The sequence below is a fragment of the Haloferax sp. Atlit-12N genome (assembly GCF_003383095.1).
GTDB lineage: Archaea > Halobacteriota > Halobacteria > Halobacteriales > Haloferacaceae > Haloferax.
Map to the genome: position 1 here is coordinate 204849 of NZ_PSYW01000003.1, position 10978 is coordinate 215826.

A 10978-nucleotide genomic window follows, 5' to 3' on the forward strand; every position below is an offset into this window, starting at 1 on the left:
TCCAAGCACAATTGTTTTCAAACCGCGCCGGGATTGTCGAGTCGAATGTCACAGGTAACGCTCCCGCACGACGCCAAGGCGGGACCCACGAAACCGGAGGTGAGAGCGGTCACGCTCGACAAACTCGGCTTGCAGCCGGCGGACCACTTCGTCGACGTCGGCTCCTGTACCGGCTCCGTCACCATCGAGGCGGCCCGGCGGGTCGAGCGCGTGACCGCCGTCGAACGGAAACCGAAGCGGCTGGACGTGACGCGAAAGAACCTCGCGGCGAACGAGTACGACGCCGACGTGACGCTCCGCGAGGCGGAGGCTCCCGACGGCCTCCCGACCGACGCCGACGCGATGTTCGTCGGCGGGAGTCGGAACTTCGAGGCCGTCCTCGACCACGCCGTCGAGACCGGCGTGGACCGTGTCGTGATGAACGTCTCGCGGGTCGAACCCGCCGGCGACGCCATCGAGGCGTTCCGCGAGCGCGACCTGCTCTCGGAGGTCGTCCAGTTGCAGGTGAGCCACGGCTACGAACTCGCCGGCGCGACGAGTTTCCGGTCGAACAACCCGGTGTACGTCGTCGTCGGCCGACGCGACGCGGAGGGACTATGACCGTCTACGGCATCGGCCTCGGCCCCGGCGATGCCGACCTCGTGACCGTCAAGGGGAAACGCCTGCTCGAATCTGCGGCGGTAGTCTACTCACCCGGCCGACTCTCGCGGACGGTCGCGCTGAACCACGTCCCCGAAGAGCGCATCGGCGACCTCGACTTCCCGATGACGCGCGACCCCGACGAACTCCGCCGCGCGTGGAAGGAGGCCGCCGCCGAGGTGGCCGCCCGCGCCGAGTCCGAAGACGTGGCGTTCGTGACCCTCGGCGACCCCAACGTCTACTCGACGTTCGGACATCTCCGCCGCACCCTCGACGCGTTCCACCCCGAGGTCGACCTCGAAGTCGTCCCCGGCGTGAGCGCGATGACGGCCTTCACGACCGCGCTCGGCGTCGAAATCGAGTCTGGAACCGGACTCGCGCTCCGCGAAGCCGCGAACGGCTCCGCGCCGACCGGTCCCGACCGAATGGTGCTGTTCAAAGTCACCGACGTGCCGGCGACCCACGAGAAGTTGACCGAGGCGGGCTACGACGTTCGGTTCGGCCGCCGCCTGTTCATGGAGCAAGGCGAGACAGTCGTCACCGACGACCCCGACGAACTCGCAGAGCGCGACTACTACACGCTGGCGTACGCGGAGCGCGAGGGCGTCGAGCGCGACGTGGCGCCCGCCGCGTTCGACGGCGTCGAATCGGGGGGGTCGACATGAGCGCAGACGGCGAGGCCGACACCGGCTTCACCGACGACGAGGGAATCCCCTTCGTCGGCGCGGGACCGGGCGACCCGGACCTGCTCACCGTTGCCGGGCGAAAACTCGTCGAGGACGCCGACCTCGTGGTTCACGCGGGGTCGCTCGTCAACAGCGAACTCCTAGACGAGTTCTGCGCCGACGCCGAGCAGGTCAACAGCGTCGGCAAGGACCTCGAAGAGCTGATTCCGCTGATGGCGGACGCCTACGAGTCGGGTCGGACCGTCGTCCGACTCCACAGCGGCGACCCGGCGATTTACGGGGCCGCCTTAGAGCAGATGGACGCGCTGGACGAGGCGGGCGTTCCGAGCTACCTCGTCCCCGGCGTCACCTCGGCGTTCGCCGCGAGCGCGACGCTCCGAACCCAGTTGACGCTGAACGAGGTCTCGAATCACGTCGTCTTCACCCGGCCGCAGGGCCGGACGCTCTCGGCCGAGGAGGACCACATCAGCGACTTCGTCGGCTTCGGCGACACCACGGTCTGCATCTACCTCGGCACCCACGCCGTCGCCGAGACGATGGACCGACTGCTGGACGAGGGCCACGACCCCGATACGCCCGTCGCGGTCGTCTACCACGCCTCGTGGCCGGACGAAGACGTCATCGAGGGCACCATCGAAACCATCGGCGGGCGGGTCGAAGACGCGGGCTACCGTGCCTCGGCGCTCGTCATCATCGGCGAGGCGGTGAACGGCTCGGACTACGAGCGGTCATTCCTCTACGGCGACTGGGCCCGCGGCGGCGATGCACCGAACGACGACCCCAATTCTGATTCCGATTCCGACCCGCAGGAGCGTGATGCGCAATGAGCGACGCAGACTCTAACTCCGACACCGACTCCGGAAGCGGCCACTGTAGCACTCCCGACAGCGACGGCGAGGTCGCCGACGAAATCGCCATCGTCAGCTTCGAACGAAAACTCGACACGGCGGAGGAAATCAAACGCGACCTCGCGGACGACTACGACCGGATAGACGTACTCACCTACCACGGCGACGTGTTCGCCGACCACTGGGGCGAGTACGACTGCTTCGTCGGCCTCATGGCCAGCGGCATCGCCATGCGGAAAACCGCCGGCCTCCTCGACGACAAGTGGGAGGACCCGGCGGTCGTCGTCGTCGACGAGGAACTGACGTGGGCGATTCCACTCACCGGCGGCCACCACGGCGCGAATCAGGTCGCCTACGACCTCTCGAGACTCGGGGCCGTTCCGGCGATGACGACCGCCTCGGAGGCCGCGGGCAAGCAGGGCGTCGAGAGCAAGGCGAAGGCACTCGACTCCCACGTCGTCAACGGCGATTCGACCGTGGCGACGAACCTCGCCGTCCTCAACGACGAACTCGGTCCCGTCGCCCGACTCGAAGGTCCGAAGGCGGTCCTCGTCGGCGACGACGTGACGGTCCTGAAGCGCAACGGCGACGACGGCGTCGTCCTCGGGACGGGCAGCGTCTCCGGCGCGAAGAAAGCGCAGTTCCTGACGGCGTGGGAGCGCGCGCTCGACGACACCGACTGCGACTGGGACGACGTGGAGTTCGTCGCCACCGGCACGCGAAAGGCGGACGAACCCGGCATGCTCGACGCCGCCGAGGAAATCGGCGCAGGTGTCGTCTACTTCGAAAAGGAGACCCTCACCGAGTTCGAGGGGCCGACGCCCTCGCGGTCGAAGGAACTCATCGGCTGGCCCGGCATCGCCGAGGCGAGCGCCATCGCCGGCGGCCGCGACCACGAACTCGTCGTCGAAAAGCGGCGCTACGACGACGCCGTGACCGTGGCGGTGGGACGATGAGCGACGGCGACAAGCCGACCGAACCGACGCCTGACTCCAGCGACCGCAGCCGTGACCGTGACGAGGTCCCGGACGACTACGGGACGCTCTACGTCGTCGGCATCGGTCCCGGTCTCCCGGACCACATGACGAAGCGAGCGAAGGAACTCGTCTCGACTTCGGACTGCGTGGTCGCTTCGAACCTCTATCAGGAGTTCCTCCGAGACGACGGAACCCTCCCACCCGAAGAAAGCGACGAGGGGCCGGAGGTCGTCCGCTCGTCGATGGGAAAGCAGGTCGAACTGACCCGCGAGGCGTTCGAGCGCGTCCGCGACGGTGAGGACGTAGTCCACGTCTCCGGCGGCGACCCCAACGTCTACGGGAAGTCCGACCTCGTGTTCACGATGGCGGAAACGGACGAGGCGACCGACGTGCCAATCGAAATCGTCCCCGGCGTCACCGCGGCGCTCGGCGGCGCGGCCATGATGGGCGCACCGCTGTCGAACGACTTCTGTACGGTCTCGCTGTCCGACAAGTGGCGCGGCTGGGACGAAATCGAGGAGAAACTGCGCGCAGCCGCCATCAGCGGTTTCGTCATCGTCCTGTACAACTGCTGGCGCAACTACGAACGCGCCATCGACGTGGTCCGCGAGGAGCGGGCCGACGACGTGCCGGTCGGCATCTTCAACGACGCCGGTCGGGGCGAGGCGGGCCGAAATCTGGACGACGAGACGTTCTCGATTACGACCCTCGGTGACGCGAAGGCTCACGACGACGACGTGGGCGGGATGGGCACGTCGATTCTCATCGGCACCCACGAGACCGAACCCTGGAGCAACGACTACGAAACGTACCTCGTCACGCCCCGCGGCGGGCGCGACGTCAACGACTTCTAATCCATGAGCGAATCAGACACGACAACCGAATCGAAGTGCGGCGGAGCGACGGTGGAATCGACCGACTCGGCCGACGCAGAATCGAAGTGCGGCGCGTCGTCCTCGAAGTCCGACGACGGCTCGGCTTCGAAGTGCGGCGGCAGTTCGGGCGGGTCGAAGAAAGAACAGACCGCCGAGAAGGTCGAAGCGACCGTCGAGGACTTCGACGGCGAACCGGGGCAACTCGTCGCCGTCGGCCTCGGTCCCGGCCGCGCGAGCGAGATGACCACGCTGGCGAAAGACACCCTCCGAGAGGCCGACCACATCGTCGGCTACACGACCTACATCGAACTCCTCCCCGACGACATCGTCGAGGACGCCGAGGATATCTACTCGACGCCGATGTGCGGCGAGGTCTCCCGGACAGAGGAGGCGGTCGACCGAACGCTCGCCGGCAACGACGTGGCCATCGTCGGGAGCGGCGACCCCAACGTGTACGCGCTGGCCGGCCTCGCGCTGGAAATTCTCGAATCCAAGGGCGCGACCGCGAGCATGGTCGACTTCGACGTGGTCGCGGGCGTCCCGGCGGCGCAGTCCTGTGCGGCCCGGCTGGGCGCGCCGCTCGTCAACGACACCGTGACCATCAGCCTCTCGGACCACCTGACCTCGATGCCGACCATCGAGTCGCGGCTTCACGCGGCCGCCAAGGAGGGCTTCACCATCGCAATCTACAACCCGTGGAGCCGCAAGCGCCGGTCGAACTACGAGAAGTGCTGCGAGATTCTCCTCGAACACCGCGCGCCCGACACGCCGGTCGGCATCGTCCACGGCGCGGGCCGCGACGACGAGGAGGTCGAAATCGTCGAACTCGGCGACTTGCCCGACCTCGGCGAGACCGACCTCGTGGACATGACGACGACGCTGCTCGTCGGCAACGAGGAGACGTACGTCTGGGACGACCGGATGGTGACGCCGCGGGGCTACGAGCAGAAATACGAGTACTGAGATGTTCGAAATCGAAATCGACCGAGACGCCTGCGACGGCATCTTCGCCTGCCTCGCCCGCGACGGCCGGTTCGTCGAGGACGACGACGGACTCGCCACAATCGACCCCGACGCGCCCGGCGTCGTGAGCGTCGAGCAGACGGGCGAGCGCGTCGTCGCCCTCCTCGAAGGAGATGCCGAAGCGGACGTCGACGACGACGCGACGCTCGCGGCGCGAGCCTGTCCGCCGGGCGCGATTTCGGTCCGGGAGGTGGACGCGTGAACGACACCGGCGTCGCCCCCGCGGACGACCTCCTGAAGAGCGCGCCCGAGACGGCCTATCTCTGGGGCCACGTCGCCGGCGGCGGAGCGGTCGAGCCGGGACAGTTCACGGCGCTGACGAACGACGAGACCTGTGCGAACCGCCTCGCGGTCATCGCCGGCGGCGGCGAAATCGACCGCCGAGAGACGGAGCGAGAGTACGCCCACAACACCGCCGTCACCCGCGTCAAAGACGAGTACCACGTCATGGTCGAAGGCGACGTGGTCAGAAGCGCGAGCGCCGCGTTCGGCCTCCCCGTCGGCGACGACGCCGGCGGCTACCGCTTCGACGTGTTCGACGACCGGCGAAAACAGCTCCTTCGGGGACTGCTCGAATCCTGCGGGACGGTCTGTTTCAAGTCCTCGTCGGGGACGGTCGGCATCTCGTTCGTCCACGACGACCGGGCGCTCCTCGAAACCGTGGACGGGCTACTCGACGCCTGTCCGGTCGACGCGCCGACCGGCGAGATTGGAGAGACCTCGTCGGGTGGCTACTGGTTCGGCATCGACGACGACGCGGCCGCCGGCTTCGGCGAGTGGGTCTACGAGGGGAGCGACGAGACGAGCCTGTTCGCGCCGACGCGGCGTCGAAAGCTCGTCCGCAGCCTCGAAGAGGCCGAGAACGCATGAGTCTCGAACGGCCCGACCCGGCGCTCGACGACGACGCGGTGCTCCTCGTCGGCCACGGCTCGCGCCGCGAGGAGTCCAACGAGCAGGTTCGGACGCTCGCCGCGAAGTTGGAGTCCCGACTGTCGGTCCCGGTTGACGCGGCGTACATCGAACTCGCCGAACCCTCGATAGACGACGCAATCGAGTCGATGGCACCGACCTGCCGGACGATGACCGTCGTCCCCCTCTCGCTTTTCGCCGCGAGCCACGTCAAAAACGACGTGCCGCTGGCGGTCCAGCGGGCCCGCGCGACCCACGACGACACCGAGTTCCGGTTCGGCTCCCACCTCGGCATCCACCCCTCGCTCGTGGACCTGTTAGACGAGCGAGTGCAGGCGGTCGAGTCCGACCTCGGCGTCGACCGCGAGGACGACGACGTGGCGGTCGTGCTCTGCGCTCGCGGGTCGAGCGACCCCGACTCGAACGGGGACGTGCACAAACTGGCCCGCCTGCTGTACGAGGGGCGGGAGTTCACCCGCGTCGAATCGGCGTTCATCGGCGTCACGACGCCGCGGTTGGAGGAGACGCTCCACACCGTCGCCAAGGACCGCCCGGACGCCGTCGTCGTCCTCCCGTACATGCTCGGCGACGGCGTGCTGACGGGGCGAATCGTGGACAAAGCCGAGACGTTCGACGAGGAGTACCCCTACGTCGACGCCGGCGCGTCGGGGCCGCTCGGCACGGACGACCGGGTGGTCGAGACCCTCGCCGACCGCTACCGAGAAGCGCGCACCGGGAGCGTCGAGATGTCCTGCGACACCTGCAAGTACAAGGTCGAACTCGCCGGCTACGAGGACGACGAGGGCGGCGCTCGCGCGATGCTCCGCTCGCTCGTCCATCAGGCCGAACACGCCGACCGGAGCGACGTGGACGACGACCCGCACGTCCACGACGCCCCCGAGAAACACGTCGCGGTCTGCACGAACCAGACCTGCGCCGCGAGCGGCGCGGCGACCGTTCTCGAACGACTCAGACAGGGCGTTCGCGACGCCGACGACTGCGATGTCCACGTCTCTCGAAGCTCGTGTCTCGGCCAGTGCGGCGACGGCCCAATCGTCGCCGTCTACCCCGACAGCGTCTGGTACGGCGGCGTGACGCCCGACGACACCGACCGCATCGTCTCGTCCCATCTCGAACGGGACCGCATCGTCTCGAACCTCGTCCACCAATCACTCTAATCATGGCCTGCGCAGAACTCGAAGCGCTCCGACTGGCGCTCCTGAACATCACCGGAACGACCGACGAACACGCGAAGCGACACGCCGAAGCCGAACTCGAAGACTACCTCGGCGACGCCGACCCCGGCCCGATTCAGGCGCTCGCGAACGCGACCAGCCTCGACGAGGCCCAGCGGCACCTCGACGCCGCGCTCGTCGACCTCGAAGCGGAGGCGACGCGAATCGACGACGACGACCCGCAGGCGGGCTACCTCCGCGGCCGACTCGTCGCCGTCCGCGACGCCGAACGGTCGCTTCGCCGCCTCCGCGAGGGAGCCGATGCGTTCCTCGACGACCTCGGGGAGGCGCACCACACGCTCCACGACGCCTTTCCCGTCGAGGACTGACTCCCGATGGCACCGTCCCCACTCACGGCCCGCCGCGACCTCGGGGAAGTCGAACCCGCGAGCAGCCGCCACAACTGGGCTCGCTCCGCGGTCGAAGCGACCGACGACGCCGTCTTCGTCGGGACCGCGGACGGCCGCGTCATCGCGCTGGAGACTGCTACCGATTCCACGCCCGACACCGGCGAACGCTGGCAGGCGCGCGGCGAGCACTCCGTGGTGTCGATGGCCGCCACCGACGACTTCCTCGTCGTCGGCGAGCGCGGCGGCGACGGGCTGGTTCGGGTCCTCGACACCGAGACGGGCGTCGCCCGCTGGACGTACGCGACGGCTGACGACGTGGGCACGGCGACGAAGGACTCGCTGTTCTTTCGACCGTACGTCGTCGACCTCGCGGTGACGGGCGACAGGGTCGTCGTCGCCGCCCGGCGCTACGAGCGGGACGGCGAAGCGCGAGTCTGGCGGAGCGTCGTCCTCGGGTTCGACCGGGACGGGCGACTCGCGTGGCGCAGGCGCGTCCACGCGTCGCCCATCGCGGTCGCCGCCGAAGGAGACCGCGTCGCCGTCGCGTACAACCGCTGTCCGAATCCCGAACAGGACGGCCTCGTTCTCCTAGACGCTCACTCCGGAGCGCGGGTCGCGTCGTGGGACCCCGGCACCGACGGGGACCGACGCGTCGGCGACGTGGCCTTCGCGGGCGACGCCGTCGCCGTCGCCAGTCACGGCGACAAACGCGGCTATCTCCTCGATTTCGACGGGGAGACGCGGTGGCAACTCGACCTCGCTACCGAGCGCCGCGTCGGCGACGAGACCGTCTACGCCTATCCGACCCACGTCTGCGTCGCCGACGGAACCGCCGTCTTCGTCACGGGGAACACGTTCGCCGAATCGACCCGCGACCCGGACGCGCGACATCCCGACGAACACACCGCAGTCGGCGTCTCGGTCGACGGGGGTGACCGCCTGTGGACCCGCGACACCGGCGGATTCGCACGGGCAGCCGTCGCCACCAGCTCACAGATTTTCGTGCCGTCCGCCCAGCATTTCCGAGAGCGGGAGGCCGAGCGCCACGGCGTCCACGTTTTCGCCCCCGACGCGGGGCACGTCGAAACGATGGGACTCCCCGGCATCCCGACCGCCATCGCCGCGGGCGGGGGCGTCCTCGCGGTGGTCGAAGAGCCGGTCGAGTACCACGACGAGAGCGTCACTCGCGGGGCGTACCGGCTTCGAACGCGGCCGATTCCGTAGGTGACCACCATGCGAAACAAGACGACCGGCCCCCGGCTACTGCCCGTCCGCCGAGCGCGCGGCCTCGGCAACCCGCTCGGCCGACAGGTCGGACAGCGGGATGCGCCGCGCGCCCGTCTCGGAGACGAGGATGTCGGTCACGCCGATACCGTCGTCGCCGGCGTCGACGACGACGACCGACGCGTCCGCAGTGGCGAGGTTCCGCGCCGCCGACCGGGTCTGCCCGGTCGGGCTCCCGTCCGCGACGTTGGCCCGTCCGTCGGTCACGACGACGACGAGCGCGGCGTCGGCGTCCGAGCGGTCGATGACCCGACGGGCGGCGTCCAACCCGGACGGAAGCGGCGTCCTGTCGCCCGTCGGGAGTTCCTTCAGGTGCCGCGCCGCCAGCGTGACGCTGTCGGTCGGCGGGAGCAACACCTCGGCGTCGTCGCCGGCGACCGCGACGAACGAGACCTCGTCGCGCTGTTCGTAGGCGTCTTCGAGGAGCGACAGCACGGTGCCTTTCGCCCGTCGCATGGCGGCGCGCATCGACGCGCTCGCGTCCACGACGAACACGACGAGCGTCTCGGCCGACCCGCGGGCGACCGCGGTTCGGAGGTCCGACCGGGTGACGCGGGAGCGACCGGCCGAGGCCGCGGCCCGGACCGAGGCGGGAACGTCGATGTCGTCGGTCTCGGTCGCCGATTCGGTCCGCACCCGCGAGCCTCGCCCCTGCCGCGACTCCCGAACTGCGGCACGGCTCCCGTCACCGGGGGTCTCCGCGTCGAGGGTCGCGTCCTCGACCGGCGGTCGCTCGGCGTCGCCGATGGCGGCCCGGCTCTGTCCGGGGAGGAGCGGCGTGGCTTCGTCGGCATCGTCGGCGTCGGCGTCTCCGGAGTTGTTGGTATCGCCGTCCTCGGAAGTCCTCTCTTCCGAATCGCCGTCTTCGGGGGCGCTGTCGTCGGCTCCGCCGACTTCTCCACCTCGGTCGTCGCCGTCGGTATCGTCATCCCCGGCGTCGTCATCCCCGGTATCGGCGTCGGGGGCCTCTCCCGCGGCGTCGCGGTCCTCACCGGAGTCGGAACCGACTTCCTCGCCGCCGCCGTCTTCACCGTTTCCGCCATCTCCATCGTTTCCGTTCTCACCCTCTTCGCCGTCCTCGGCGTCGTCCCGGTCCACCTCCTCGTCGAAGTGGTCGTCGAGCACGTCGTCGAGGTCGGGGTCGTCGTCGAACGGACGACTCTGCAGTCGGTGGGGGAGCGCGAGCGCGGCCGCCTCGCGAACGTCGCCTTCGAGTACCTTCGTCCGGCCGTCGAGCGCCGCGAGGGTGCGGGCCGCGCGGGCGATGGCGATGTCGGCGCGGTGGCCCTCGACGCCGGCGTCGACGCAGAGTTCGGCGATGTCGCGCTTGAACTCGGCCGGGAGGGCGACCGCGTCGAGGCGGGCCGTCGCCTCGCGAAGCGTGACTTCGAGTGCCGCGGTCTCCTCGCGGTGGGCGTCGGCGACCGTTTCCGGGTCGTCGCCGCCCGCCAGCGCCCGGTCGATAATCTCCACGCGGTCGTCGATGTCGCGGCTGCCGACGACGGTCGCTTGGAGGGCGAAGCGGTCGCGGAGTTGGGGGCGGAGGTCGCCCTCCTCGGGGTTCATCGTCCCGACGAGGGTGAACTCGGCGGGGTGTTCGACGCTCACCCCGTCGCGCTCGACGCGGTTGACGCCGCTCGCGGCCGCGTCCAAAAGCAAGTCGACCAAGTGGTCGTCGAGGAGGTTCACCTCGTCCACGTAGAGGATGCCGCGGTTCGCGCGGGCCAAGAGCCCGGGGTCGAACGACGCCTCGCCGTCGAGCGCGTCGGCGACCGAAAGCGTGCCCGCGACCCGGTCGCGGGTCGCGCCGAGCGGGAGCGTCACGAGCGGAACCGACCGGCGCTCGACCGCGGGGTCGTCGCGGGCGCGACACGAGTCGCACTGGCGGGCCGGGTCGTCCGGGTCCGGCGGACAACCGTACGGACAGCCAGCGACGACTTCCTGTTCGGGCAGGAGGTCGGCGAGGGCGCGGACCGCGGTCGACTTCGCGGTTCCCTTCTCGCCGCGAACGAGGAGCCCGTCGAGGTCGTCGTTGGCTCCGACGGCCAACAACGCCCGTTTCAGTTCGTCTTGCCCGACGATAGCCGAGAACGGCAGCGTCTGAGTCGTCATCGAATGCGAAATCGTACTTGCAGTAAGACAATAACACTTT

At 69.2% G+C, this 10978-nt stretch carries 12 protein-coding genes; 11 read left to right on the plus strand and 1 reads right to left on the minus strand.

Features of this window, described 5'->3' with window-relative positions; translation table 11 throughout:
* Positions 1-45 precede the first annotated feature (45 nt).
* The 11 genes from cbiT to C5B90_RS15345 are packed head-to-tail and all read left to right on the plus strand — an operon-like array spanning position 46 to position 8766.
* Positions 46-600, plus strand: coding sequence for a precorrin-6Y C5,15-methyltransferase (decarboxylating) subunit CbiT (gene cbiT / locus C5B90_RS15295; RefSeq protein WP_115882839.1), 555 nt, complete (start codon positions 46-48; stop codon positions 598-600).
* Positions 597-1304, plus strand: coding sequence for a cobalt-factor II C(20)-methyltransferase (locus C5B90_RS15300; RefSeq protein WP_115882840.1), 708 nt, complete (start codon positions 597-599; stop codon positions 1302-1304). Before cbiT ends, C5B90_RS15300 begins: the two co-directional genes overlap by 4 nt.
* Positions 1301-2152 (plus strand): precorrin-4 C(11)-methyltransferase, encoded by an 852-nt coding sequence (gene cobM, locus C5B90_RS15305; RefSeq protein ID WP_115882841.1) that lies wholly within the window; start codon positions 1301-1303, stop codon positions 2150-2152. The genes C5B90_RS15300 and cobM overlap by 4 nt, the downstream gene beginning before the upstream one ends.
* Positions 2149-3129 (plus strand): cobalt-precorrin 5A hydrolase, encoded by a 981-nt coding sequence (cbiG, locus tag C5B90_RS15310; protein WP_115882842.1) that lies wholly within the window; start codon positions 2149-2151, stop codon positions 3127-3129. Before cobM ends, cbiG begins: the two co-directional genes overlap by 4 nt.
* Positions 3126-4004, plus strand: coding sequence for a precorrin-3B C(17)-methyltransferase (locus tag C5B90_RS15315; protein WP_115882843.1), 879 nt, complete (start codon positions 3126-3128; stop codon positions 4002-4004). The genes cbiG and C5B90_RS15315 overlap by 4 nt, the downstream gene beginning before the upstream one ends.
* A 3-nt stretch (positions 4005-4007) precedes the next feature.
* Positions 4008-4988: a precorrin-3B C(17)-methyltransferase gene (cobJ, locus tag C5B90_RS15320; RefSeq protein ID WP_115882844.1), complete on the plus strand. Its 981-nt coding sequence runs from the start codon at positions 4008-4010 to the stop codon at positions 4986-4988.
* A gap of 1 nt (position 4989) precedes the next feature.
* A complete protein-coding gene (locus tag C5B90_RS15325) occupies positions 4990-5250 on the plus strand; it encodes a ferredoxin (protein WP_115882845.1) in 261 nt (86 codons plus the stop codon).
* Positions 5247-5918: a cobalamin biosynthesis protein gene (locus tag C5B90_RS15330; RefSeq protein ID WP_115882846.1), complete on the plus strand. Its 672-nt coding sequence runs from the start codon at positions 5247-5249 to the stop codon at positions 5916-5918. Before C5B90_RS15325 ends, C5B90_RS15330 begins: the two co-directional genes overlap by 4 nt.
* A complete protein-coding gene (locus C5B90_RS15335) occupies positions 5915-7135 on the plus strand; it encodes a CbiX/SirB N-terminal domain-containing protein (protein ID WP_115882847.1) in 1221 nt (406 codons plus the stop codon). The genes C5B90_RS15330 and C5B90_RS15335 overlap by 4 nt, the downstream gene beginning before the upstream one ends.
* Before the next feature lie 2 nt (positions 7136-7137).
* Positions 7138-7521, plus strand: a complete 384-nt coding sequence (locus tag C5B90_RS15340) for a DUF3209 family protein (RefSeq protein WP_115882848.1) — start codon at positions 7138-7140, stop codon at positions 7519-7521.
* Positions 7522-7527: 6 nt separating this feature from the next.
* Positions 7528-8766 (plus strand): PQQ-binding-like beta-propeller repeat protein, encoded by a 1239-nt coding sequence (locus C5B90_RS15345; protein ID WP_115882849.1) that lies wholly within the window; start codon positions 7528-7530, stop codon positions 8764-8766.
* Positions 8767-8802: 36 nt separating this feature from the next.
* Here the strand turns inward: C5B90_RS15345 and C5B90_RS15350 are convergent, their stop codons facing one another.
* Entirely contained in the window at positions 8803-10938 is a 2136-nt protein-coding gene (locus C5B90_RS15350; RefSeq protein WP_115882850.1) for a VWA domain-containing protein, read from the minus strand.
* Between the last annotated feature and the right edge of the window lie 40 nt (positions 10939-10978).

Bases quoted from the DNA above. Each gene is read 5' to 3' on its own strand.
- C5B90_RS15340 (WP_115882848.1), top strand. From the start codon at position 7,138: ATGGCCTGCGCAGAACTCGAAGCGCTCCGACTGGCGCTCCTGAACATC.
- C5B90_RS15300 (WP_115882840.1), top strand. From the start codon at position 597: ATGACCGTCTACGGCATCGGCCTCGGCCCCGGCGATGCCGACCTCGTG.
- C5B90_RS15345 (WP_115882849.1), top strand. From the start codon at position 7,528: ATGGCACCGTCCCCACTCACGGCCCGCCGCGACCTCGGGGAAGTCGAA.
- cobM (WP_115882841.1), top strand. From the start codon at position 1,301: ATGAGCGCAGACGGCGAGGCCGACACCGGCTTCACCGACGACGAGGGA.
- cbiG (WP_115882842.1), top strand. From the start codon at position 2,149: ATGAGCGACGCAGACTCTAACTCCGACACCGACTCCGGAAGCGGCCAC.
- C5B90_RS15325 (WP_115882845.1), top strand. From the start codon at position 4,990: ATGTTCGAAATCGAAATCGACCGAGACGCCTGCGACGGCATCTTCGCC.
- C5B90_RS15350 (WP_115882850.1), bottom strand. From the start codon at position 10,938: ATGACGACTCAGACGCTGCCGTTCTCGGCTATCGTCGGGCAAGACGAA.
- cbiT (WP_115882839.1), top strand. From the start codon at position 46: ATGTCACAGGTAACGCTCCCGCACGACGCCAAGGCGGGACCCACGAAA.
- C5B90_RS15315 (WP_115882843.1), top strand. From the start codon at position 3,126: ATGAGCGACGGCGACAAGCCGACCGAACCGACGCCTGACTCCAGCGAC.
- cobJ (WP_115882844.1), top strand. From the start codon at position 4,008: ATGAGCGAATCAGACACGACAACCGAATCGAAGTGCGGCGGAGCGACG.
- C5B90_RS15335 (WP_115882847.1), top strand. From the start codon at position 5,915: ATGAGTCTCGAACGGCCCGACCCGGCGCTCGACGACGACGCGGTGCTC.